We start from the raw sequence: 26,099 nt of genomic DNA, 5'->3' as shown, positions 1-26,099 counted from the left end.
TCATGACTGCCGGGATTACCATTTGTAGTGCCTCTCCACTAATATTGTATTCACTAAAATCAGCCGGCAAGCCAACTTTATGCTGCAGCAAACAGATTTTTTCGATTACTTCAGCTAGCTTTATAGTACTCCTATCTCACTTTCCGTCACTTTATAAATCTCTTCGATTTTCTTTCCCTTCGCCCTCGCTAAAACTTCCATGCGTACAGCAAGCTGCTTCATGGTGAAATTCATGACATCATCAGGGTTAGCGCCAAACGAACTGACCTCTTTTCCGTCTATCCCTTCTTGATTAAGTTTGATTGCCAGCGGGGCCAATTCTCCCATTCTTGCAGCAATAAAATCATAGAGATGAGGATGTTCGCATATTAACCGTTGCAGCAGGAAGGTCCCATATCCGATATGCCGGGATTCATCCCGTTTCAAATTTCCGATTCCTTCCAAAAGCCCCGGCATGATTCCGGCTGTTTCCAAAGATTGATAGAAGGAGAAATAACCCGTTTCCGCAAGTACCCCTTCAACAAACATGTTGTAAACAACCGATGCCTCAGCAATAGCTTCCGGCGATTGGTCGGTGACTAAACGTTCCATTGCAGTTGGCAAGATTTCATGGAAAATATGCTGGTAGGTTTCCGAATGAAAATGCGACAAGTCTCCTGTCTCCCCAAGCGCATTTAACACCCTGCGAAAAAATTCTGTGTGCTTGGCTTCTTCGTATAAAAATGTTGTTAAAAACATTTCCTCCTCGAGACGGCCTTCTTTGGCAATAGCCATCATCAGCGGCAGTAAATCCAGAGTTACGGCCTCTTCACCCGCTTGGAACATGGAAATAAGCCTTAAAATATCTTCTCTTTGTTCAGCGTTCATATTTTTCCAGTCCTGCTGATCTTTTGTGAAATCAATATCTGCAGGATTCCAAGTTCCTACACGCTTTGCTTTCTGATACAAGCGATATGGGAATGAATCCTCCATCAAACCGCGGCTGCTAGTGGTCAAAATCGTTCTTTTTTCCATAATACATTCTCCTCTCATCATTTCCTTTATGTGAAAAAAATCTGTTACCGAATCACAATATCTGCAGCTGATTTGCGAAGATGCGTTTTCAAAATCTTTCCAACACCGTTTCTTGGCAGTGAATCTAGGAACACAATCCGCCGTGGTGTTTTGTTTTTTGCTAAATGATCTTGGCAAAAACGAATCAATTCTTCCTCTGTTAGTTCTGAACCAGCCTTTTTGACGACACAGGCGACCATCTCTTCACCCATCCGTTCATCCGGTATGCCGACAACAGCCGCTTCAGCAACCTGCTCATGACCATTTAAAATTTCTTCAACATCGCGAGGATAAAGATTAAAGCCTCCTCGGATAATCAAATCTTTCTTTCTATCAACTATATAGAGGTAGCCTTCATCATCCTGCCGGGCCATATCTCCCGTATATAGCCACCCATCTTTTAACACTTTCCGAGATTCTTCCTCATTTTGATAGTAACCAGGGGTCACATTATCCCCGCGGACAATCAGCTCACCTACTTCGCCACAAGGAACCTCCACACCATTTTCGTTGACTATTTTCACTTCAACACCAGGAATCGGAATGCCGACAGAACCCGGCTTAATTTCAATACCCTTGCGATGGGCTGTTACAACCGGTGCTGCCTCTGACAGGCCGTATCCTTCAAAAACCTTTGCGCCAAACTTTTGCTCAAATGCGTACAGCAGGGCTACTGGAAGCGGCGCAGACCCTGATCCTATCGATTCTAGACTGGAGGTATCGTATTGGTCTGCCTCCGGGTAGGATACAAGCGCATAAATCATTGCCGGAACTCCAGAAAACGATCTCACTTTATGCTTTTCTATGGCATTAAGTACTTCCTTTACATCAAAGTTAGGAAAAACGACAATAGAACTTCCGGTTAAGTACAACACATTTGAAACCGTCAACCCATATACATGGGCAAGCGGAAGGACACCCAGGGTGGTTCCACGCTCGGTTTCATTATGTTTTGCCGAGTTTTCGGCATTCGAATATAAATTTTTATGTGTTAATAAAACCCCTTTTGGATTTCCGGTTGTTCCGGATGTATAAAGGATGACAGCGGTGTCCTCGGGCAGGACATCATCATAATAAAGATTGGCACCTTGTACCATCACATCATAAATATTTTTTGCTTTTTCATTTGTTGGCTGATCTGCAACAATCAATTCGGGTTTTACAGGCAGCCCTTCTAAGGATTTTTCTACATTTGGAAGAACATAGGAGGAAGTAATGACTGCTTTTGCTCCGGAATTAAGGGCAATATAATGAAGCTCTTTCGGATGAAGCGTAAACATGACTGGAACGATGATGGCCCCCGTACGGGTAATTCCTTGGTAGGCAATGAGGACTTCCGGACAATTTGGCATACAGACCATAACGCGGTCGCCTTTTTCGACACCTAGCTTTTTCAAGCCGTTTGCCAATTGGTCCGCATATTCCTTCGTTTCCACATTCGTAAAGGTCTTTTCTTTGAAGTATAAAAACGGATATTCACCAAATTGGTCAATATTGGTTTCAAGAAGATCTTTTAACTTCACAAAATCCTCTCCTTTCACTCTTGCATCTATTAAACTATTTAGAATTACTAGCCTTTTGAAACCGCTATCATTTTAGAAATCTCTTTTTTAATATAAGGAAAAGGCTCCCCCTTTCATACTAATTAGTTGGTATTTCACTAACAATTACTATAAACAAAATATTCTAAAAATACAATAATTACCGTTTGACAATTTTCTCGTTTTTTCAACTGTAAAAAAACACAGTGACAATGTATTGCCACTGTGTTTTTTTAGCGTTATTTAAAATTTGGCTTTCTCTTTTCCAGGACAGCATGGACCCCTTCTTGGTAATCCTCGAGCTCGGTAACGATCCCCATTGCTGAAGAAATCATATCCAAGGATGTACGTAAATCGATGTTTAATCCCTGGTACACAGCTCTTTTTGTAAAACGCATAACTGTTTGCGGGCCACTCGCTAATTTTTGAACATAGTCTTCCACAAACTCCTCTAGTTTGTCATCTTCCACGACATACGTTACGAGCCCCATATCTTTTGCCTCTTTGGCAGTTAGGACTTTTCTCGTCCAGAGCAAATCCAAAGCTTGATCGGTCCCAACAAACCTTGGTAAGAACCACGCCGCACCGTCTCCCGGAACAATTCCAACATTTAAGTAGCTTTCCGAAATTTTGGTGTTTTCGGCAGCAATGCGAATATCACAGGCCAAGGTCATATCAAAGCCTGCTCCAAAGGCAACACCATGCAGAACCGCAATCACAGGTTTATCAATTTCTTTCACCAGAAGAGGAATTCTTTGTACTCTTTTCCATAAAGAATTTTTTCTGGCTAAAGCGGTCGAGGAAAAATCTTCAGTCCCATCGCTTTGAAGGAATCCTTCTCCTCTCCCCATCGATTTGATATCCCCGCCCGAGCAAAAGCCGCGTCCATTTCCGGATATTACAAGTACCCGAATGTCATCGGAATCACGGACAGTCTCTAATGCTTTAATCCAAAGGTCAATCATTTCCGCGCTAAAGGCATTTAAACTATCCGGCCGGTTTAAAATAATTTTGGCGACCCCATTTTCCACATTAAAAATTAGATCCGTCATTGGATTCCCACCTTTTTTGCATGATTCACAACGCCAGTTATCACAGACCATAATTCGTTTTTCTCTAATTTTAATAGTTCTTCCGTAATGACCTGTTCCCAATCGGATTCTGTCCCAAATTCCTCACGCCAAGACCAAAGTCTTCTTGTGCTGTGATGCAGGGTATGTTCATATGTAAACCCAATTGCCGCCAATACTTGATGTGCGATCGTATTGACTTTTCCCGCTGCTTCATTTATTCGGATTTTTGCATAGGCTAACTCTTTTGAAAAAGGATTCGTGCCGAAAGAATCAACAGCATATTTTGCGGCAATTCCAGCACCGGCAGTTTCGCCCGCAAGTGCTGCCAAATGATGCTGTATTGCTTGGAAACGGTGAATAGGCCGTCCAAATTGGGAGCGCTCATTTGTATGGTTAATGGTTACATCAAGAACTCTTTCGATAGCCCCCGCCATAAGCACGCTTCTTGTTAATGCCCCTGCATAATACAGCTTCTTTGTTAATGCGCTGTAGTCGACAGATACGGTTTGACATTCCTCGATGTAGACCTGATCAAAGATCACTTCGTCACGTGCTTCCCCAGCCATGTTTTTGCCAGGTTTAATCTCAGCTTTTTCAAGCGGTAAAACAAGAAGGACGGTTCCGTCGATTGATTCTCCTGGTACAAGCAGCTTTTCCGCATTCCTCGCCCATGGAACATATTTGGCTTTTCCGTTTATAATCCAGCCTTGACCGCTTTTTTGCAGCTGGAAAGGTTCCGAACTATTTTGTCCTGGGATCGTGACAATCCCCTCAACAACAGATTCTCCCAAATCGCTTAATAACCAATTGGCTATAAACGTTTCGGCAAGTGGAATGGGTGCAGAATATTTGCCCGCCATTTGCAAAATACTCAAGGCATCATCCAGGTCACCGCCGCTTCCCCCTAATTCCTCAGGCACTCCTACTCCAAGCATGCCGTAGGCCTCCAGGTTCTCCCATAATTCAGCTGCCCATTGACCTTTCTCAGCGTCATTAACCACTTCTTTGGTTGAATATTTTTCAAAAATCTTTGCTGCTGACTCCAAGATCATCTCTTTCATTTCACTCATTGGTTAATAACCCCCTTTGCCACAATTCCCCTTAGAATTTCCGTTGTCCCGCCGCGAAGTGTAAATCCTGGTGATTGCAGAATCGATTGCGCCAGGAACCTTTCTAATCTGTTTTCGGAATCGGTTGACGGAATGGCAGAAACTAGTAATCTCGTAATCTCAGGAATCTCCTGCTCAAATTGGGTTCCCATGTCTTTTACTAGAGAAGCAATAATATTAGAAGGCACACCTTCTTCCAACAATCGGGCAATGCCAAGCGACATATTTCGAAGTGTCCACAGTCTAGAGATGAGTCTGCTAACTTCATCTAATCCCTTTGTGTCACCTTTTTCTATTAACACATTCGTTAGTTCATTTAGAAGAGGAAAGGTGCTCAAAATGCGCTCCGGACCACTTCTTTCATAAGCTAATTCCGCCATGCCCTGGGCCCAGCCATTTCCAAGTGTCCCAACAACCATACCATCAGGAACAAACACATCTTCAAAAAAGACTTCATTAAAATGATGTTCCCCTGTCATCAGATGAATTGGGCGAATGGTTACTCCCGGCGCATTTAAATCGACAATCAATTGGCTCATCCCGGCATGGCGGTTGTTAGGGTCCATTGGAGTTGTCCGGCATAAGACGATAGAGTAATGGGCATGATGAGCACCGCTTGTCCAAATCTTGCTGCCATTTAAGATCCAGCCTTTATCAACCTTAACGGCCCGTGCCTGAAGTGCAGCCAAATCGGAGCCTGCATTAGGCTCGCTAAGGCCAATCGCAAAATAACATTCTCCCTTTGCAATTCTTGGCAGGAAAAATTGTTTCTGTTCTTCTGTCCCATACTTCAGTAAAAGCGGACCAGTCTGACGGTCGGCAATCCAATGTCCTGAAACCGGGGCGCCTGCTGCCAGCATTTCTTCAGTAACTACATATCTCTCGACTGACGAACGTTCCCCGCCGCCATATTTTTTCGGCCAAGTCATGCCAATCCAGCCGCGAGCTCCCATTTTCCGTGAAAAATCCTCCGAGAATCCGCTAAGCCAGCAATCGCATTTTGTTTCGATTAAACCGTTTTCAATTTCCTCTTTTAAAAACTGCCTAATTTCTCTTCTTAGCTCTTCCGTTTCTTTCGGAAGCTTTACCACAGGAATTTCCAGCGTTTTCATTTGTTTCACCCTCTTTTCTGCAATTAACGCTTATGTAACTCTATTACTACCAAATAAATTATATAATAATTTTGACTTTATGGTCAATTTTAAATTATCTGATAAGTTATCCTTTATTCATTATTCTAAGAAAATAAAAAAGACAAAAGCCCTATTTTCGTAGCCTTTGTCCTTTAAACATTTAAATAAAATTATCAAAAATTATTTTTTCTTAATCATAATGGTTTTTGTGTTGGTATATTCTTTTAATCCTTCGATTGAATTTTCAACACCGATTCCTGATTGTTTATGGCCTCCAAAAGGAACGTTCGGTAAAAGGATATGTGCCTCGTTGATCCAGACCGTCCCCGTTTCCAACCTTTCGGCAATGGAACGTGCCAGGTTAAGGTCTTTTCCCCATACAGAACCGGCTAATCCATAATCAGTATTATTTGCCTTCGTGATGACCTCATCATAATTGCTATATCTAATGACAGGCAGCACCGGGCCGAAGGCTTCTTCTGTTACCACCCTCGCATCTTCGGGAGGATTATCGACAATCGTAATAGGAATATAGTAGCCTGGTTTGTCCTCAACGATTCCTCCGCAGACAATATTCGTACCTGTGCTTTTTGCATCTTCTATCAAAGCTTTAACCTTTTCATATTGCATCTTATTTTGGACTGGGCCAATTAAGGTGGCAGGGTTCATCCCATCGCCGATTGGAATGGTTTTAGCATACTGGATGAATTCGGCTAAAAACTCATCATAGATTTTTTGATGAACATACAGCCTTTTTGAGGCAACACAAATTTGTGCTGTATTGGAAAAAGCCGCCCAAAATAATTTTGGAACAACTTCTTTTACATCTGCATCTTCTAGGACAATGGCAGCATCATTGCCTCCTAACTCGAGCGTAACGCGTTTTAAATTAACACTTGCACTTTGCAGTACCTTTTTCCCAGTAGCAGTTGAACCGGTAAAACTTATTTTATTTATGTCAGGGTGCTCTGTCATCCATTGCCCAAGTTCATTTTCACCTGTTACCACGTTAAATACGCCTGCCGGAAAAATATCTCTTGCGATTTCACCTATCCGTAAAGTAGTTAATGGAGTATAGGGCGAAGGCTTCACAACAATGGTGTTACCCGCTAGCAATGCCGGGGCAATTTTCCACATCGCCAAGAGGACGGGGAAATTCCATGGAACAATTAATCCTGCCACCCCAAGCGGCGTGTAATATTTCTCGATTGTATGACTATCATTTTCCTCAATAATTTCACGGGGCAGACGATTTTTAGCGATTACTTTGCACCAATGACAGGCTGAATCAATTTCCATAAAGGATCCAAATCCACCATTAATCGGTCTTCCCATTTCCGCAGTAAAAAGGTTTGCCAGTTCATCCCGATGCTGCAGGATCGCATCAGAAAACGCCTCCAATTTGGCTGCCCGCTCCGCAATTGATAACGCAGACCATGTACTAAAGGCTGCTCTGGCAGCCTTAACGGCTTCGTTTAAGTCGTTCCTGCTGGCTTTTGGCGCCTGGGCAATCACGGTTTCATTTGCTGGATTAATTACAGGTAGCGTTTGTTCTGTTAATACCGGTTTGCCATTAATGGTCATACCAAATTCCCTTGTTATAGTATTCATTTCTCATCCCTCCGTATTTATAGATTGGCCCTTTCTAATCTATTCACTGTCCTCTATTTCTACTACTTTTTTTGGATGAGTCCCCTTCAACTTTCTTTATTTTCTGTATCCCCCGTCCACGGTTAAGAGTGATCCAGTCGTGAAACTAGCAGCGTTTGAGGCAAAATATAAAGCAGTGCCGATAATCTCCTCTGGTTCTCCAGGCCGACCGAGAGCTGAGTTTTCCTCAAACCGTTTCATCGCCTCCTCCATATTCCACGCTTTAGCTATATCGGTTAAAAAAGGGCCTGCGATGATGCAATTGACGCGCACCTTAGGAGCGTAAGTATCCGCAAAAGCAAGAGTAAGTGCATTTAACCCAGCTTTGGCAGCAGCATAGGGCACTTCATTCTTTGTCGGCCGGATTGCTGCGATGCTGCTTATATTAATGATGGCTCCGCCGCTGCCTTTCGCCATACGATCACCTACCAATGCTGACAGTCGAAACGGCCCTTTTAAATTTAATGCTAAAACGCTGTCCCACATAGATTCGTTTACATCAACTAGGGAATCGTAAAGTGGGGACATACCGGCATTGTTCACTAATATATCGACCTTTCCAAAATGATCATAAGCGGCCTCTACCAATTCATTTACCTGGTTCCACTTCCCTATATGACAAGCATATGGGAGTGCACGGCGGCCAATAGCTTCCACCTCTGCAGCAACCTTTTCACAAGCATCAAGTTTGCGACTTGCTATCACAATATCTGCCCCTGCTTTGGCAAAAGCGAGTGCCATTTCTCGTCCAAGACCTCGGCTTCCTCCTGTTATAAGAGCAACCTTACCGGTAAGTGTGAAAAGCTCTTCCACTGCTTTCATTCATTTCTCCCTCCGAAGGCAGCACTTTCTTTTTCCTGTTCAATCAATTTAGTCCTTAGAATCTTTCCAACTGCTGTTTTCGGAAGTTCATCGCGAAACTCTATCAGTCTGGGAACTTTGTATCTTGCTAGATTTTGGTTGCACCAATCTTCCACTTCTTTTTCGGTCAAGGCAGCATTTTCCTTTAGGACGATTGCTGCTTTGACCGTTTCACCACGATAGGGGTCAGGAACGCCATACACGCAAACTTCCCTTACAGCCGGAAGCTGATATAGTACCTCCTCAATTTCAAGCGGATAGATATTGTAGCCGCCAGCAATAATCATATCCTTTTTTCTTCCCACAATATAAAAATACCCATCCTCATCCATAACGGCCAAATCACCCGTAAATAGCCAGCCATCCCTCAAAGCATGCGCGGTTTCTTCTTCATTTTTCCAATATCCCTTCATGACTTGTGGGCCTTTTACGATAAGTTCACCAGTTTCCCCAACAGGCAATTCAATTGTTCCTGTAGCGATATCAACAATCCGGCAATCTGTGCTTGGGATTGGTATGCCGATACTGCCGGGCTTTCGTACACCTTCGCTCGGATTTTTCGTCACCATCGTAGTCGCTTCTGATAAACCGTAAGCTTCAATAATCGGAGCACCTGTTTTTTCCTCAAAACGATTCATGATTTCCACAGATAATGGTGCCGATCCGCTGCTGCATATTTTAATAGATTTAAGATCTTCGGAAGTCAAATGCGGGTGGTTTAACAAGGCAATATACATAGTAGGCGAACCGCTAAAGGTGGTCGGCTTAAAATTTCTGATTGTCTCTACAAGCAAATTTAATTCAAATCTGCTGATCGTATTAAATGTTCCGCCCCTAAAGATAGTGGTAACCATTGTCGTCAAACCCATAGCATGAAACATTGGGGCAATACCGATTATTCGTTCCCATGAACCTTCACTTGCTTCTCCGACACTCGATTCCTTGTTCTGATAAAGATTACTAATGAGATTGTAGTGTGAGATCATTACACCCTTTGCCCTGCCTGTTGTTCCCCCTGTATACTGCAAGATAGCAATATCATTTTCAACATCAATATTAACTTCAGGAGACGGGTTTGTTCCTTTTTCAATCCAGCCATGAAGGCTGTCTTTTTCGTCCTTTTCCCCCTCTGCAATAAGGACTGTTAATTTGTCTTTATAACCGATTTGCTCAAGTTTTGGAACTTGGATGCGATTCGTGATAAACCAAACTGCCTCGGAATCTTCTAAAATATACTCCAGTTCTCTGGGGGTATACATTGGATTGACTTGAACAACGGTACCGCCCAAGCGTTGCACCGCAAAAAAGGAGATTATGTACTCCAGACAATTGGGAAGCATAATCGCTAACTTATCTCCTTTTTTAAAACCACTATCATATAAGGCAGAAGCTAAACGGTCTACATCTGAGTTAAGTTGATAGTAGGTTTTCGCCTTTTGATTATCAATTACGGCAGTTTTTTCTGGATGGAGGCTGGTTGAATTTTTGAGCAAATCGTCGATGGAAACAGCGGGAGGGGTAATTTCGTATGGAACTTGTTCTGGATAAGAGAAAAGCCAAGGTTTGTTCAAAACATTCACTCCTATTCTAAACAATAATTTTTAATGTTTTCCCTAACCTCTTCGGATATCCCGAATTCCTCTGCAATATACGTGTCAAAATCACCATAATTCCTTAATATCGCGTTATAGGCAGCATGAAGATAGTCTTCTCTTAGTGGAAAAGCATTTATTAATTGTTTATATTCTTCTGGAGTAAAATATTGTGATGCTTTTTCAAAAATGGTTTGATGACGTTCGGCTAAGGTTAGATTTGAAAGTAAGTAATCTTCTAATACAGTTTCATAGGGTACACCCATTGTCATCAATATTAACATGGCACCTACACCCGTTCGGTCACGGCCGCCGGTACAGTGGTGGACGAGCGGCAAGTTTTCTTCCGGGCTTTTTAATAGCATCATTAATCTTTTGTAAGAAGGATTCTGTATTGGCATCTCAGTGTAAATCTTTATAAATCTTTCAACTGTGAATTGACGGTAATAGTCCGCATTAAATCCGTCGTCTTTCACAAACATATTTGTGGCAATATTTTCTTCGCTAATCGCAGAAACCCGCTCAAGTATGGCAGACCCTAGAGGCGGATCGGGCTTCCGTTCCGCCTCTTTTTGTCTGCGATAATCAAACACTCGTTTTAATTGAAGGGTTTCTAATAAACTTACATCTTCGTCAGTTAATCCGGTTAATTCTGCTGCTCGAAAGAAGAGCCCTTTTTTTACTTTTCTGCCATCCTTTGTTGCCAGTCCGCCCATATCGCGGAAATTAACTGCTCCACTCAGTGGCAGTAGGCACTCCGGCATAGTTTCTTTTTTCATTCCATTCTCCTTTCACTAACCTCTCGGGTTATCTAGCACACTTGAAGTGACGGGCAATCTCATGGATCACGGGTACACCTTTTCTTGTCGCCGTATTGAACATCACAAATGTTTTCGTTGATTCGGTAATTAGAATATCGTCTTGATTATAAATCTCTTGTTTTACAGTAAAACTTTTGTTGCCCACATTCATTAAAGTTGTTGTAACACTCAAAGTATCTCCCAATCTAGCTTCCTTATGGTAAGAGACATCAAATTTGAGGACGACCGTACCGAGATCTTGTTTCCTTAACTCCTTAAAATTTACACCAGCCTGTTTGTACCATTCTCCGACCCCTTTTTCTAAAAAAAGAATATATTTCAGGTAATTGACATGACCTAGCTGGTCGATGTCATCTTGTGTGACAACAATTTTTGTAGTAGTCTGCATTTTTTTCCCTCTTTTCATTACATTCTGCATTTATGATGCTCCTATTTTTTACCCGCCTAGATAGAGTCGGCGGACTTCATCATTATTTCTTAAATCCTGGGAATGTCCTTCCAAAGCAATATGTCCGTTTTCCAATACATACGCATAATCAGAAATCCCAAGTGCCATATTGGCATTTTGTTCCACCAGCAAAATAGAGGTGCCATCTTTGTTGATTCTTTTGATGATTTCAAAAATTTCTTTCACAAGAATAGGGGCAATACCCAAGGACGGTTCATCCAATAGAAGAATCTTCGGCTTCCCCATTAGCGATCTTCCAATCGCGAGCATTTGCTGTTCTCCGCCACTTAGTGTTCCCGCTTTTTGTTTGACCCTTTCTTTTAACCTTGGAAAATATAAAAATACCTTTTCTAAATCCTCTTTAACATTTTTATCTTTGCGGCTATAGGCGCCAATTTTTAAATTTTCCTCCACTGTTAATAATGGGAAAACCCTTCTGTTTTCAGGACAGTGAATAATTCCTTTCTTGACAACCTTGCTTGGGCTATCTTTCAACATCGATTGACCGTCCATTTCATATGAACCTTTTTTCGGCTGAATGAGTCTAGAAATCATCTTTAGTGTTGTTGATTTACCAGCACCATTCCCCCCTAGCAAAGATACAATCTTTCCATCCTCAACCGTCATGTTCAGGCCTCTTAATGCATGGACATGGCCATAGTAGACATGCACATCAGACAATTTGAGCATTCTCTTCGACCTCCCCTAAATAAGCTTCAATAACCACTGGATTTTTTTGAATTTCTTCGGGGGTGCCTTCTGCAATTTTTTGACCAAAATTCATCACCGTTACAAAATCTGACACTTCCATAACAAGCGACATATCATGTTCAATCACAAGGACCGTATAATTCATTTCTTTCTTTAAGCGGAGGATGAGCTCGCTAATTTTTTTAGTCTCCACTGGATTCATCCCAGCCACCGGTTCATCGAGTAAGATTAGCTTTGGTGAAGAAATGATGGCTCTTCCGATATCCACCATTTTTTGATAACCAAATGGGAGATTTCTAACTTTTTCATTCGCTAAATCGGTTATCGAAAGTAATTCCATCACCTCATAAGCTTTTTTAATTGATTCTTTTTCTGACTTTTTGACAGAAGGCAAATTTAACGAAATCGAAAAAATATTCTTTTTCAAGGTTGGGTGCAGCCCTACCAGCAAATTATCGAGGACAGTCATTTTCGCAAACAATTCCACATTTTGAAAACTTCTCGCAATCCCCTCATGGATGACTTGATGGGGTTTAAGTTTTAAAATATTTTTTCCATTAAATTCGATTGTGCCGGCAGCTGGTGTATAGAAACGGCTAATGCAATTGAAAACAGTCGTTTTACCAGCGCCGTTTGGACCGATGATTGAATAAATATTTCCCTGAGGCACTTCAAAAGAAAGATCTTTAACCGCGGTTACGCCGGCAAATTTTACGGTCACATCTTTAAACGTTAGCATCCCTGGCAGCACCTCCTTGTTCAAGGTCAGAAAGATAAACTTCCGGTTCATCCATTCCTTTTTTGCTTGGTTTTTTTATCCTGAATAATTCCAGCAATGATATTAAACCATTTGGACGGAAAAGAATGATTCCGACAATGGCAATACCAATTATTATATTGGTCAACCCGATTAATGATTTCGTTAATTCAGGCAATACGGTAAAGATAATGGCACCGATAATGGCACCCGGAATAGAAGCCAGGCCGCCAATGACAATCATCCCAAGTAACAAAAATGACGTAAAAACGGAGAAATCGTTAGGGCTGACGAACCCGATCCAATAACCATAAAGTCCGCCGGCAATCCCTGTAAAAAAAGCACTAATCACAAACATCAGCGTTTTGTATAAAGGAACGTTAATTCCGGTAGCCTGGGCAGCAACTTCACTTTCTCTAATGGCGACAAAAGCCCTGCCCAATCTGCTTTTCACGATATTCTGGAGGATCCATGTGATTAAAACAGTCATTAAAATAATGATGTAAATAAATTGACTATCAGCGGACAACCATTCCGGCCGGGTAAGTGGAAGACCGGAATACCCTCCAGTAAGGGAATCCCAGTTAAGTGCAATCTGTGGAATGGACAACCCAAACCCTAACGATACGACGGCAAGAAAGTTTCCGCTAAGCCGAACCGCAGGGAGTCCAATAAGTAATCCGATGATGCCGGTAATCACTCCTGATAACGGAAGAACAAGCAAGAAAGGAAGTCCTAATTTAGTCGTCAGGATGGCAACTGTATAACCTCCCACCGACAAAAAGCCTGCGTGGCCGATGGAAACCTGACCGCCAAAGCCAATTAATAAATCCAATGCCATCGCGGTTATGGCATATACGCAAACCATAACAAAAATAGAAATAAAATAAACCGATTGGCCAACGATAAAAGGATAAGCAAGGAATAAAAGAACGAGTAAAAATAACCAAGGTTTACGATTAGTAAATAGCTGTTTCAATTCACATCACACCTTTTTTACAATTTTTGCTCCCCCAAATATTCCTTGAGGACGAATGTACAACACCACAACAATCAAAAGAAATGTAAAGACAATTTTCAGCTCCGGTGCAACATAATAACTGACTAAATTTTCAAATACCCCAACGATTAATCCACCAATAACCGCACCCGGCAAGCTATTAAACCCACCCAGAACAGCACCGGCGAAAGCGATGATCAAAACCTCTCCCATCATATTTGGACTTAAAAAAGTTACTGGGGCTGTCATCATCCCAGCTATACCGCCGAGTGCAGTACCAATCGCCCAAGCTCCCATAAAAACGCCGGAAACCTTAATTCCCATTAGCTCTGAGGCCATAATATCCTGAGAAGCAGCCCGCATCCCCAAGCCAGCTTTTGTGAATCGGAATAATAGGAAGAACAGCAGCATCAGAACCAACGTTAACCCCACCGTAAAGATTTCATTGGTCGAAATAAAAATACTGCCAAGTTTAAAAGGATCACCATGGAAGGCCTCCGGGAACGAAGTGGGCTGATACCCCCATTTAAGTCCGGCTAGCCCATTAAATATCATAAACAGTCCTAATGTAAGCACCACTTGATTTAAATGCGGAGCGGATTGAACCCTTTTCATAACCAACACATAAACCACTATTCCGAAAACTAAGGCAAATAAAAGCGCTAAACCAAGTGCTGCTAAGTAAGGGAACCCATATTTCGATAAAAAGACATAACTGATAAAGGTTGTGATCATGGCCATTTCGCCATGCGCAAAATTTGCAACTTCGGTTGTTTTAAAGATTAATACAAGCCCTAATGCTGCTAATGCATAGATACAACCAAAAATTAAGCCGCTGGCAATGATTTGCATACGTTTATCACCTTCCGCTTATTTATTTGCTGCTTCGAGACTTTGTTTTAAAATATAGCGCTGGATTTTTCCGCTAGGTGTCTTAGGGAGGGTTTCAACAAATTCAACTTCTCGTGGATATTGATGTTTTGATAGCTTTGCTTTTACGAAAGCACTTAATTGTTCAGCTAACTCTGAGGAAGATTTATGAGATGATTTAAGAACTACATATGCTTTTACAATTTCTCCTTTAACAGGATCCGGTTTCCCGATAACAGCAGCTTCTGCAACGGCTGGATGTTCCAATAGGCTGCTCTCCACTTCAAAAGGACCAATTCGGTAGCCAGCGCTGGAAATGATGTCATCGGCTCGGCCTTGGAACCAAAAATACCCGTCATCATCTTTACTCGCAAGATCCCCGGTCCAAAACCAATTTCCTGATATTTTTTCTGCCGTTTTCTTTGGATCATTCCAATAACCTAGAAAGAAGTACGGAAATGCATGTATATCTACGGCGATTTGACCCGCCTCACCGACTTCGACCGGATATCCCTGCTCATCTAATAAAGCAATATTATAGCCAGGAGCCGGCAGACCCATTGATCCGGGCTTTACCATCATGTCTGTGACGTTATAGTTGTTTACAATCATCCCTGTTTCGGTTGATCCGTAGTGATCATAGATTTCTCGGCCAAAATTATCTTTAAAGAAACGGACAACTTCTGCATTTAATGGTTCTCCTGCACTGGAGAACTGTTTTACTTTTAATGAGTATTTCTTTACTAAATCAGAACCAGCTGCCATCATCATTCTGTATGCAGTTGGGGCATATGCAAAGTTTGTAACTTTATATCGTTCTAGTAATTGATAGTATTTTTCAACCTGGAAAGGACCTTTATATACGACGATGGATATTCCGAGACTTAATGGGCAAATTGTACAGTTCATCAAACCATAAGCCCAGCCCATATCCGCACCGCCCATGAACCTATCATTATTTTCAATACCCATCGCATATCTAAGGTAAGGGTAAGTGCTGATAAAAATTTTATGAGCCCAAACGGCACCTTTTGGCATGCCTGTTGAACCAGATGTGTATTGGATTACACTAGGATCCATCATGGCGGTTGGCTCTGTTTTATGTTCAGCAGAAAACTGTTGAATAAACTCCCTGAAGGTTAATCCATTATCTGATAAACCATCAGTTAATAGAAGTTCACAGGATACTTGTTGACCTTCAATTTTTTTGGCCTGTTCCTGGTTCGTTACTAAAATTTTGCAATCAGCATCTTTTAATCGATACGTAATGGCCTCTGGGCCGAAAGCCGTAAACATTGGAACATAAATAGCGCCTATTTTCCATGTTGCAAGGACTGTCAAAATTAATTCCATGTCCTTCCCCAGGAGACCTGCCACACGATCGCCCCTTTTTACTCCTAGCGACCGAAGCGCATTCGCCATCCGATTGGATTGTTCTTTTAAACGGAAATAGGTCCAGACATCCTTATTTCCTTTTTCATCCTCCCAATAGATAGCGATACGATTCGGGTCATCCGCCCACCTATCACAACATTCATGTGCTATATTAAGCTTTTCATGAACATTCCAATCATAGGTTTTCACTACTTTTTCCCACGAGAAATCATCCCTTAATTCTGCATAATTCAATTTTTGTCACCTCGTTTAAATTTTTTGTTTAATTAGAAACCGCTTACAATAATATAACTTTCATCTGTACAGTATGTAATTCATGAATGCTATTTTTTCCAATTTAGTATTGATTATATAGTACAGAGCAATATTTGTACACATTTTTCTAAATATTATTAATTTTACAAAAACTATTATAACATAATGATTTTACAATGATTTTGTTAACTTCTTCTATATTTAATAATAAGAGATAAGAAATTTATTATTTTTTTTGAATACTAGTTTGAATTATTTTAATTTTTAAATAATTAACTTGCAATTTAAATCAAATCTCTTTACACTTATTCTTGAGAGTTTTTAAGAATGTAAGCGCTTTTTTGGTAGTGTTTTGTTCTTTGCTCTTAAAGTGAATCTTTGATTGGGGGTAAATTTTGTGAAAAAAAAGTTGACACCAGCACTTGCTTTGATTCTAACTATTATTTTGTTAGTTTCATGCAGCGCACAAACCAGTAAAAACCAATCAACTAAGGGCGACCCAAAAGACGGCAAGAAACAGGCTCAAGGAGTAACGGATAAAGAAATAATTGTTGGACTCACCGGTCCACAAACGGGGCCAGTCGCAGAATATGATAAAGTCAGAAGAGGCGTTCAAGCATATTTTAATTATGTCAATGATAATGGCGGTGTAAATGGAAGAAAGCTTAAGTTAATCGCCTATGATGATCAATATCAGCCCGCAAAAACACTCCAAAGTATTCAAAGATTAATAGAACAGGATAAAGTATTCTCTATTATATATCCAATCGGAACGGCTAATATTGCCGCATCCCTACAGCTTTTAGAAAAAACCGGCATACCGGTAACTGGTCTGGGGACTGGGGCAGATAAATTTGTGAATCCTCCAGTTAAGAATATTTTTGGCGGAACATTTAATTATGTCGTCGAAGCAAAGGTCTTTTTAGATTACTCTGTCAATAAGCTGAATGCTAAAAAAATAGCCATTGCCTATCAGAATGATGATTTTGGAAAACAGGGACTTGAAGCGATCAAGAAGAATATTGGAAAATATCCTGGAGTTTCCATTGTAAAAGAAGTCCCTTTCTTGGCAACAGATAAAGAATTTAGCTCACAGGCCCAACAGCTGAAAGAGGCAAAAGCAGATGTAATCATTATGAATACAACTCCTGCGCCAGCAGCGGCATTGCGTAAAGAAATGCATAAAATTGGGGCATCGAACACCCCATTTATTGTTTCACAAACTGGCGGCGCAGATAAAAACCAATTTAATTTAGCTGGGAAAGATGCTTGGGAAGGAATAATATCTTCTCTACAATATCCTAACTATGAGGAACAAATGGATAACCCTGATGTCAAAAAGTATGTTGAGTATGTAACCAAAGACTTTGGGAAAGAATCGCTTGGAGCTCTCTCTGAAGGAGCATGGTCCACTGCCCAAGTATACGTCGAAGGGTTAAAGCGAGCAGGAAATGATTTGAGTTGGGAGAACTTTATTAAAAAAATGGAAACCTTTGATAAATGGGATGGCTCTTTCTACCCTTCCGTCACCTATACAGCGGAACACCGCTACGGAAATACATCCTTATTCCTAGTTCAAGCAAAAGCCGGTGACCTGGTGCCAGTCACAGGAAATATCCACTATGATCCTGAAAAAGATAAAATTGAGTATGAAAAGTAATATCTAAAACTACTAGAATATAAGCGGACTCCAGGTTTTGGAGACCGCTTTCTATTTTTTATCACATATTCATTAAAAAAACCTCTAGTTTCGACAACTGGAGAGAGTCTCAGGCTGTCAAAAAACTATCGACAGCCTTTTGTTTTATTCAACCTCCTTAATGAATCACCGCGTTAATTTATTATAATATTATTAATATTAGGCTTTTCAACAAGTCTGTTAATTGACGCTCCACTAAGGAAAGCTTCCTTGAATAATCAAGCAGGGACAGGCTGCTCTTTGCCTGTCCCGAGGCCTTCGCTTTACGCAGGCGTGCCTGGGAGCCTCCTGTCACTTTGCTCCTGCGAGGTCTTCCCTGCGCCGTACTCCCGTAGGAGTCTTCGTGCCTTCCGCGCCAATCAACAGGTGTATTCAATAAAGACCTTCAACTCACAATGTATAACCCTCATAAAAGACAAAATCGATGGAAATCGAGAAGGAAATGTCCCTCATAAAGCTGATGAGGGACAAAATCGATGGAAATCGAGAAGGAAATGTCCTTCATAAAGCTGATGAAGGACAAAATCGATGGAAACCGAGAAGGAAATGTCCTTCATAAAGCTGATGAAGGACAAAATCGAAGCCAGCGGAGAAGGAAATGTCCTTCATAAAGCCGAGGAAGAATAAAAACTGGATTAAGAAGTACAAGTTAATAGACTCCCCTTATTCCAGACTGCAAAAAAGATTGCAACATGCTTAGCAAGGTTGGAAAAAGTGTGTGGCAATACTTTAGTTTGTTCGGCCTCCCTGTTGATTGGAGCGGAGGGCACTCGACTCCTGCGGGATATAGAGGTCACTGGAGACCCCAAAGGCGCCAAAGCGCCGAGGAGGCTCCAGGAGCTCCCCGCGGAAAGCGAGTGCCCGGAGCGGAAATCAACTGGCCAGTTAGCAGGGATAAACAATAAAAGTTTGGTAATTTAGGTTTGGATAAAATAAAAAATTGCCGAGAAAAATACCCTTTCTCGACAATCTGAGAACCTTAAGTTTGGATAACCGGAGGTTCTTTTGCTTATTACTTCGGCTGCATCCGAATCGCGCCGTCGAGACGGATCGTTTCCCCATTTAAATATGGATTTTCAATGATGCATTTTGCTAAATGAGCATATTCGGATGAGTAGCCTAATCGCTGCGGGTACGGAACCATTGCCCCCAATGCCTGGCGGACTTTTTCTGGAGCACCGGCAAACAATGGCGTATCCATAAGCCCTGGAGCAATCGTCAAGACCCTGATGCCATGTCTTGATAGATCTCTTGCAATTGGCAGGGTCATGCCAACAATACCGCCTTTTGAGGCGCTATAAGCTGCTTGGCCCATTTGACCATCAAATGCAGCTACTGATGCGGTATTAATGATTACGCCTCTTTCTCCCTCTTCGTTTGGAGCATTTTGCGTCATTTTTTCCGCAGCTAAACGAAGCACGTTAAATGTTCCAATTAAATTGACTTGTATGACTCTAGTAAAAACGCCAAGATCATGCGGCTTTTCTTTGCCGACGGTTTTCTCGGCCGCACCAATCCCTGCACAGTTTACAGCAACATGGATGGCTCCAAACTTTTCAATCGTTTGGTTAATGGCATTGACCACATCGTCCTCACTGGTAACATTTGTTTTAACGTAAAGAACACGGTCTGAACCTAATCTTTCTACTAAAGCGGCGCCTCTTTCTTCCTGCAAATCAAAGATGGCTGCATATCCCCCGTTTTCAACAATCGTTTCGACGGTGGCTTCACCTAGCCCAGAAGCGCCTCCTGTTACAACAGCTACTTTGCCGTTAATTTTCATATATCATGCTCCTCCTCTATTAAATCGAAACTTTTAAAAATATGTTTAATACCCTGAGGATAGCCCATTCCAATCTGTGTGGCATGAGCCTCCTTCAGGGAGTTTTATTGAAAGCGATTAGCTAATTCTTTCAACAATTGTGGCATTCGCCATTCCGCCGCCCTCACAAATTGCCTGCAAGCCATAACGGCCGCCGCTTCTTTCCAATTCATGCAGCATGGTAATCATCAGGCGGGCACCAGATCCGCCTAGTGGATGGCCCAAAGCAATTGCTCCACCATTTGGATTTAACTTTGCAGGGTCGGCTTTTAGTTCATCCATCCACAGCATTGGTACAGGAGCAAATGCCTCATTTACTTCATAGGTATCCATATCTTCAATTGAAAGGCCAGCTTTTTCAAGCACTTTTTTCGAAGCAATGGATGGACCTGTCAACATTAAAGTAGGGTCGGAGCCCACAACGGAACGGGCAACAATGCGGAATCTTGGTTTTAGACCTAATTCCTCTGCTTTTTCCCTCGACATTAATAGAACGGCTGCAGCACCATCACTCATTTGACTGGAATTACCGGCATGAATTCTTCCATCCTGCGTAAAGGCAGGCTTTAAAGAAGCCAATTTTTCTAATGAAGTATCCTTTCTTGGGCCTTCATCCTGAGTCACTACTACAGTTGACCCATCCTCAAGTTTTACTTCAATCGGCATAATTTCCCGATCAAATCGCCCTTCCTCTTGAGCTTTAATCGCTCTCTTATGACTTTCAAGCGAAAATTCATCAAGCTGGCTGCGGGTGTAGCCCCATTTTTCAGCAATCCGCTCAGCAGATAAGCCTTGATGAATCATTTCATATTTAGATGTTAATTCTTCACTCCAGTTCGATTCCCTGCGGGATGCTCCCATAGGAATTCTCGTCATGCTTTCCACTCCGCCGGCAATGACAACATCCATGTCCCCGCTCAAAATGGCTTGTGCAGCAAAATGAATGGCCTGCTGGCTGGAACCGCACTGGCGGTCAATGGTTGTTCCTGGAACGTGAATCGGAAAATCGGCCATTAATGCGGCGCTGCGTGCAATATTTAGTCCTTGCTCTTCCACTTGCATTACGCAGCCTAGGATAACGTCTTCAACAATCCCTGACGAGATACCGGCACGGTTCACCAATTCCCTTAGAACTTTTGCAGCCAATTCATCGGGACGTACCGAGCTAAATACTCCCTTTCTTTTTCCTACTGGGGTACGTACTGCTTCAACAATAACAACTTCTCTCATTCTATATTCCTCCTAAATTTTAATAGCAAACTAAACATTTGAATGAACTGAAATTCTTTTTTGAATAAAATCGATAGACTTCTTTGCCTCTTCTGTCATTTGGGCAAACAATTCCTTGATCGATAATATTTCTTTAATAAGACCGACAGATTGGCCGCAGGACCAAATCCCTCCATCTAAATCCCCTTCAAAATACACATGTTTGGCTCTTTGACCTGTAATTAGTGGCAATAATTGTTCAATTGTTGCTCCTTCTCTTTCAAGGCGGTCTACTTCCTTACTGACAGCATTTAAGGCAACGCGGGATGGACTTCCAATATTTCGTTGAATGATAATGGTATTCGTTTCATCAGATTCTACCATCCATCGTTTTACATTCTCATGAATGGGCGCTTCCTCTGTAGCCATAAAACGGGTACCCATCACTACACCTTCTGCCCCAAAAGCCAATGCACTTACCAGTCCTCTTCCATCCGCATAACCCCCGCCGGCAATAACGGGAATCTTGACTGAATCTACTATTCTTGGAAGCATGACAAAAGTACCGACATCACTCATACCAGGGTGGCCGCCTGTTTCATTGCCAACAATAATAACAGCATCAACTCCAAGTTTTTCTGCTGAGATGGCATATTTTACGCCGGCCACTTTATGGAGGACAATGAATCCGTTTTCTTTCAGCTTTGGCATTAAATGTTTGGGACTTCTGCCGCTGGTTTCGACAATTTTAACCCCTTCTTCAATTAAAATATCAATAAAATCTTCATTTGGAGTTGCTGTCTGGCTCGGGAATAAGTTGAGGTTTACGGCAAATGGCTTATTCGTAAGCGCTTTTATTTTGCGAATCTCTTGTCGAAGTGCTTCTGGTGTACCTTGGGTTTTTGAGGTAATGATTCCTAAGCCTCCAGCTTCTGAAACTGCGGCTGCCAATTCTGCTCTGCCCACTTGAAACATGCCGCCGCAAATGATAGGATATTCAATTCCTAACAATTCGGTAATTCTTGTTTTCACCGTATTTCCCCTCACAAAGTTAATTATTATTCTTTAAATGGTTTAAATAGTACCCCTAATTCTTGTAAAATCTCTTCGTTATGTTCTCCATGACCCGGCGCTTGGCGAACTGTTTTAGCCTGCGTTCTTGATAGTTTAATAGGATTTGCTACTTGTCTCATTGTGCCATGTTGAGGGTGGTTTACCTCTTCTATCATTCCCCGGTGCCTGATTTGCGGGTCATGAACCATTTCCTCCATCGTTAAGATCGGGGCGACACAGGCATCGACACCATCGAAGAGATTGATCCATTCATTTAATGTTTTCGTTCCGATTACGGCTTGAATCTCTTTTTTCATCGAGGCTTGCTGATCAGCTGGGGCATTTAACTGGCTTATTAAATCTTCCATACCAATTACCTGACAGAAGTTTTTCCAAAACTTAAATTCTAGTGCTCCAACAGATATAAAGCGGTTATCTTTCGTTTCATATGTCTCGTAACAGGCGAGGCGGCCGTTTAAGACGAGCTCTCCGCGTTTTGGAAGTTCTCCAGTGGCTAAAAATGCCGGCAAAAACGTTTGCATCCAGGAAACCGCTCCATCCAACATGGAAATATCAATAAATTGACCTTTCCCTGACTTTTTCGCGTCAATGATAGAAACGAGAATACCGATAACTGCCATTAAGGAACCGCCGCCAATATCTCCTATTTGAACGGAGGAGCTTACCGGTTTACTACCTTGTTCTCCTTGCAGATCCAATAATCCGGAATAGCTTAAAAAGTTAATATCATGACCTGGAATATCCTTGTATGGCCCGGTTTGACCGTAGCTTGTAATCGCACAATAAATCAACTTGGGATTATGTTTTTTCAGTTCTTCATACCCCAGTCCGAGACGATCCATTACACCTGGTCGAAAGGATTCCACCAGAACATCGGCTGTTTTCACCAATTCAATAAATATCTGTTTATTTTCTTCTTTTTTTAAATCAAGGCTCACACTCCGCTTATTCCGATTCAAAGAATGAAACATCGCGCTTGCTTCACCAATTTTTGGATCTCCCCATCGCGTGTAATCACCTAACTTCGGGTCCTCGATTTTAATCACATCTGCCCCAAAGTCGGCCAGCATTAACGAACAATACGGACCCGGCAAAAGCCGCGTCAAATCTAGGACGCGAATACCCTCCAAAGGCATATTCAACCGCACCCACTCCCTCCCAAAAAGATACAGCATAAAGTAGATTTCCTATTTTTAATAATACCAATTTTCTAATAATTTTACAATTTATTTATTTTTTAAACATTAATTCAATGTTGAGATGCGACCGTTTTATAATTTTCTCTTAGTTGATATTTCAAGACTTTCCCCGAAGTGTTTCGTGGAAGTTGGTTGATTTGATAGATGATTCTTGGAATTTTATAACCTGCGAGTTCTTCCCGGCAGAATTGCTGTAAATTTTCTTGATTCATTTGTTTTCCTTCTTTCAGAACGATAACAGCTGCTACCGTTTCACCCCATACTTCATGCGGAACGCCAATAACCGCTGCTTCTAAAATATCAGGATGTTTGTAAAGAACGTGTTCAACCTCAGTAGAGTAGACATTTTCTCCGCCGGAAATAATCATATCTTTTTTCCTGTCTACTAGGGTAATGTAGCCATCTTCGTCTATTTTTGCGAGATCACCAGTATATAGCCATCCATTCCTAAGGACCTTTGCTGTTTCTTCAGGTTTTTTATAATAACCCTTCATGACGTTTTCACACTTAATTATAAACTCACCAACTTCACCAGGCTTTACATCTTCACCGTTTTCATCCACCACTTTTGCATCAGTACCATAAGAAGCCCTTCCAGAAGTGCCAAACTTTGTTTTGTGTTCTTCTGGCAATAGATATACTCCTCCAGGACCACCCTCCGTTTGACCGCACATATTATAAAATTGATCCGTCTGAAACATCTCCATTGCCTGTTTCAATAAGGCTGTTGGCATTGGGGCTGCCCCATATCCGCACCGTTTCACACTGGATAAATCAAATTGCTCTCTATTCGGAACCTGCAGCAAAAAGTTATACATAGTCGGAACTCCAAAGAATAGGCTGATTTTGTATTGATCAATATCCTTTAAGGTCTGTACTGGATTAAATTCCTGGCGGACAATTTGTGTACAGCCAAGGATTGAACCTGGGACAAGGAATAAATTCAATTGTGCACAATGGAATAACGGGGCAAGATGAAGTAGTTGATCCTCCGGCCCCATTTTAAATGTAATGATGATTCCTAGAGCCACATGGATAACGCGGTGATGATCCAGGACCACTCCCTTTGGCAGCCCGGTTGTTCCAGAGGTATAAAGAATTTCGGCATCATCCGATTCAAAGACTTCCCGCTCAGGATTATCTACAACCGAGCTTTGGAACGCGGATAATTGGATTTGGTTCTCTCTTTTATTCGCCCCCGCAATAACCTGAAGCTGGATCTTGTCGTTTCCTTCAGAAGCTTTATGAACGACCTCTGCCAAATCCTCATCGGCAAAGACAATTATCGAATCGGAATCGTCCAAAATATAACTGGCTTCTTTGGCAGTTAAGCGAAAGTTTACAGGAACAGCGACCCCGCCGGCTTTTAAAATTCCATAATAAATAAAACAGAATAAATCTGAGTTTTTCATCATTAAGGCAATCTTATCGCCTCTCTTTACCCCATAGCTAATGAGAGCGTTGGCAATACGATTCACCTGTTCATTATATTCCTTATACGTATATACACTTTCATTAAAGATGATAGCTGTTTTGTCTGGCTGATATCTGGCATTCCGCTCAAGTGCCTCAAAAAGATTCACTTCATATTCCTCCCACATTCAAATACATACACATATAAAATAGAAGAAAAAGGGGTGAAGACTTTAGTTCACACTCACCCCTGCAATATCAGCTTATAACCCCAAGTTCTTAGCAATAATTGTTTTCATAATCTCATTGGTGCCAGCATAAATCGAACCTACTGCCACATCCCGGTATCTTCTGGCAATCTCGTATTCTTCCATATAACCGTAGCCTCCGTGCAGCTGCATACAGTCATTGGCAACACTCTTGGCAAGGTCCGTCAGCCACCATTTTGCCATTGAGACTTCATTGACCACATTCTTTTTCTCCATATGGTCGGTGATCAACTGGTCGACAAAGGTTTCGCCAATTTTGATCTTTGTGGCCATTTCGGCAATCTTAAACTGGGTATTTTGGAATTTGCTGATAGGTTTTCCAAATGCCGTCCGCTGCTTGATATACTCAATGGTCATCTCCAGCATATGTTTGCTGGCAGTAATGCTGCCGATTGCCAGCATCAACCGTTCCTGCTGCAGCTTTTGCATGAGGTAATAAAACCCCTGTCCCTCTTCACCAATTAAATTTTCCCTTGGTACAATAGCATCCTCAAAAATAAGTTCGGAAGTATCATTAGAATGCTGCCCCAATTTACGAAGCTTTTTGCCTTTTCGAAATCCAGGTGTTCCTTCTTCCACCACAATTAAGCTAATTCCTTTATGCTTCGGTACAGCATTTGGGTCTGTTACACATACAACGATAACGAAGTTAGCTGAATATCCATTGGTAATAAATGTTTTTTCACCATTGATAATATAATTTTCCCCATTTTTAATCGCCGTTGTTTTTACCCCAGCCAAATCAGAACCAGTCCCCGGTTCGGTCATGGCAATAGCGGAAATCATATCCCCGCTGACCGCTTTTGGCAGCCATCTTTGCTTTTGTTCTTCAGAAGCAAATTCTGCAATATAAGGAATAACGATATCATTATGAAGTCCGATTCCGCCTGCTCCCGCGCCAACCTTATCAAGTTCTTCGGTAATGACAACGGAATAGCCAAAGTCAGCGCCAGACCCTCCATATTTTTCATCCACCCATGGACAAAGGAAACCTTGTTCTCCTGCCTTTTTCCAAAATGACTTGGGTACCTGCTTGGCTTCCTCCCATTCTTCGAAATAAGGGTATGCTTCCTTCTCCAAAAATTTCCTGAAAGACCTTCTAAAAATTTCATGCTCTTCTGATAGATATGATTTTGCCATTACAG

General features: G+C 41.7%; 22 protein-coding genes. 1 reads left to right on the top strand and 21 read right to left on the bottom strand.

Going from position 1 to position 26,099, the window contains the following annotated elements; translation table 11 throughout:
• Positions 1–120: 120 nt before the first annotated feature.
• The 15 genes from ACZ5B7_RS12580 to ACZ5B7_RS12510 form a co-directional block, all read right to left on the bottom strand.
• Positions 121–1,014 carry a R2-like ligand-binding oxidase gene (locus ACZ5B7_RS12580; RefSeq protein WP_423802127.1) on the bottom strand — a complete coding sequence of 298 codons (894 nt, stop codon included), beginning with the start codon at positions 1,012–1,014 and terminating at the stop codon, positions 121–123.
• Between the two features lie 44 nt (positions 1,015–1,058).
• A complete protein-coding gene (locus ACZ5B7_RS12575; protein ID WP_464493985.1) occupies positions 1,059–2,576 on the bottom strand; it encodes a class I adenylate-forming enzyme family protein in 1,518 nt (505 codons plus the stop codon).
• A gap of 257 nt (positions 2,577–2,833) precedes the next feature.
• Complete coding sequence (locus ACZ5B7_RS12570; RefSeq protein ID WP_464493984.1) at positions 2,834–3,646, bottom strand: enoyl-CoA hydratase/isomerase family protein; 813 nt, start codon at positions 3,644–3,646, stop codon at positions 2,834–2,836.
• Complete coding sequence (locus tag ACZ5B7_RS12565; RefSeq protein WP_423802124.1) at positions 3,643–4,737, bottom strand: acyl-CoA dehydrogenase family protein; 1,095 nt, start codon at positions 4,735–4,737, stop codon at positions 3,643–3,645. Before ACZ5B7_RS12565 ends, ACZ5B7_RS12570 begins: the two co-directional genes overlap by 4 nt.
• Positions 4,734–5,888 (bottom strand): acyl-CoA dehydrogenase family protein, encoded by a 1,155-nt coding sequence (locus ACZ5B7_RS12560; RefSeq protein WP_464493983.1) that lies wholly within the window; start codon positions 5,886–5,888, stop codon positions 4,734–4,736. The genes ACZ5B7_RS12565 and ACZ5B7_RS12560 overlap by 4 nt, the downstream gene beginning before the upstream one ends.
• Before the next feature lie 201 nt (positions 5,889–6,089).
• Complete coding sequence (locus ACZ5B7_RS12555; protein WP_464493982.1) at positions 6,090–7,520, bottom strand: aldehyde dehydrogenase family protein; 1,431 nt, start codon at positions 7,518–7,520, stop codon at positions 6,090–6,092.
• A 96-nt stretch (positions 7,521–7,616) separates the two neighbouring features.
• The gene (locus ACZ5B7_RS12550; RefSeq protein ID WP_464493981.1) at positions 7,617–8,381 is read right to left on the bottom strand and encodes an SDR family NAD(P)-dependent oxidoreductase; all 765 of its coding nucleotides are present in this window, start codon (positions 8,379–8,381) and stop codon (positions 7,617–7,619) included.
• Positions 8,378–10,000 (bottom strand): long-chain-fatty-acid--CoA ligase, encoded by a 1,623-nt coding sequence (locus ACZ5B7_RS12545; protein ID WP_464494489.1) that lies wholly within the window; start codon positions 9,998–10,000, stop codon positions 8,378–8,380. Before ACZ5B7_RS12545 ends, ACZ5B7_RS12550 begins: the two co-directional genes overlap by 4 nt.
• A gap of 2 nt (positions 10,001–10,002) precedes the next feature.
• Positions 10,003–10,791, bottom strand: coding sequence for a tyrosine-protein phosphatase (locus tag ACZ5B7_RS12540; protein ID WP_464493980.1), 789 nt, complete (start codon positions 10,789–10,791; stop codon positions 10,003–10,005).
• 28 nt (positions 10,792–10,819) lie between these two features.
• Entirely contained in the window at positions 10,820–11,251 is a 432-nt protein-coding gene (locus ACZ5B7_RS12535) for an acyl-CoA thioesterase (RefSeq protein ID WP_464493979.1), read from the bottom strand.
• An 18-nt stretch (positions 11,252–11,269) separates the two neighbouring features.
• Positions 11,270–11,971, bottom strand: coding sequence for an ABC transporter ATP-binding protein (locus ACZ5B7_RS12530; RefSeq protein ID WP_464493978.1), 702 nt, complete (start codon positions 11,969–11,971; stop codon positions 11,270–11,272).
• Complete coding sequence (locus ACZ5B7_RS12525) at positions 11,955–12,731, bottom strand: ABC transporter ATP-binding protein (RefSeq protein ID WP_464493977.1); 777 nt, start codon at positions 12,729–12,731, stop codon at positions 11,955–11,957. The genes ACZ5B7_RS12530 and ACZ5B7_RS12525 overlap by 17 nt, the downstream gene beginning before the upstream one ends.
• Positions 12,718–13,728, bottom strand: a complete 1,011-nt coding sequence (locus ACZ5B7_RS12520) for a branched-chain amino acid ABC transporter permease (protein ID WP_464493976.1) — start codon at positions 13,726–13,728, stop codon at positions 12,718–12,720. Before ACZ5B7_RS12520 ends, ACZ5B7_RS12525 begins: the two co-directional genes overlap by 14 nt.
• A 6-nt stretch (positions 13,729–13,734) precedes the next feature.
• Positions 13,735–14,601: a branched-chain amino acid ABC transporter permease gene (locus ACZ5B7_RS12515; protein ID WP_213115902.1), complete on the bottom strand. Its 867-nt coding sequence runs from the start codon at positions 14,599–14,601 to the stop codon at positions 13,735–13,737.
• A gap of 18 nt (positions 14,602–14,619) precedes the next feature.
• On the bottom strand, positions 14,620–16,248 hold the full coding sequence (locus ACZ5B7_RS12510) for an acyl-CoA synthetase (RefSeq protein ID WP_464493975.1): 1,629 nt from the start codon (positions 16,246–16,248) through the stop codon (positions 14,620–14,622).
• A gap of 418 nt (positions 16,249–16,666) precedes the next feature.
• Here ACZ5B7_RS12510 and ACZ5B7_RS12505 point away from each other — a divergent pair, with 418 nt between their 5' ends.
• Positions 16,667–17,929, top strand: coding sequence for an ABC transporter substrate-binding protein (locus ACZ5B7_RS12505; RefSeq protein WP_464493974.1), 1,263 nt, complete (start codon positions 16,667–16,669; stop codon positions 17,927–17,929).
• Between the two features lie 1,051 nt (positions 17,930–18,980).
• Here the strand turns inward: ACZ5B7_RS12505 and ACZ5B7_RS12500 are convergent.
• The 6 genes from ACZ5B7_RS12500 to ACZ5B7_RS12475 form a co-directional block, all read right to left on the bottom strand.
• Positions 18,981–19,751 carry a 3-hydroxyacyl-CoA dehydrogenase gene (locus ACZ5B7_RS12500; RefSeq protein ID WP_378581556.1) on the bottom strand — a complete coding sequence of 257 codons (771 nt, stop codon included), beginning with the start codon at positions 19,749–19,751 and terminating at the stop codon, positions 18,981–18,983.
• A 117-nt stretch (positions 19,752–19,868) separates the two neighbouring features.
• Positions 19,869–21,020, bottom strand: a complete 1,152-nt coding sequence (locus tag ACZ5B7_RS12495) for a thiolase family protein (protein WP_464493973.1) — start codon at positions 21,018–21,020, stop codon at positions 19,869–19,871.
• Between the two features lie 30 nt (positions 21,021–21,050).
• A complete protein-coding gene (locus ACZ5B7_RS12490) occupies positions 21,051–22,031 on the bottom strand; it encodes an NAD(P)H-dependent flavin oxidoreductase (protein WP_464493972.1) in 981 nt (326 codons plus the stop codon).
• A gap of 26 nt (positions 22,032–22,057) precedes the next feature.
• Complete coding sequence (locus tag ACZ5B7_RS12485) at positions 22,058–23,209, bottom strand: CaiB/BaiF CoA transferase family protein (RefSeq protein ID WP_464494488.1); 1,152 nt, start codon at positions 23,207–23,209, stop codon at positions 22,058–22,060.
• A 113-nt stretch (positions 23,210–23,322) separates the two neighbouring features.
• Positions 23,323–24,855 (bottom strand): class I adenylate-forming enzyme family protein, encoded by a 1,533-nt coding sequence (locus ACZ5B7_RS12480; RefSeq protein WP_464493971.1) that lies wholly within the window; start codon positions 24,853–24,855, stop codon positions 23,323–23,325.
• A 93-nt stretch (positions 24,856–24,948) separates the two neighbouring features.
• Positions 24,949–26,094: an acyl-CoA dehydrogenase family protein gene (locus ACZ5B7_RS12475; protein ID WP_464493970.1), complete on the bottom strand. Its 1,146-nt coding sequence runs from the start codon at positions 26,092–26,094 to the stop codon at positions 24,949–24,951.
• Positions 26,095–26,099: the final 5 nt, after the last annotated feature.

The sequence above is a fragment of the Neobacillus sp. S1115 genome, from assembly GCF_055385565.1.
Note: the sequence above shows the minus strand (reverse complement) of the source record. Positions and strands in the feature narration are given on the sequence as shown.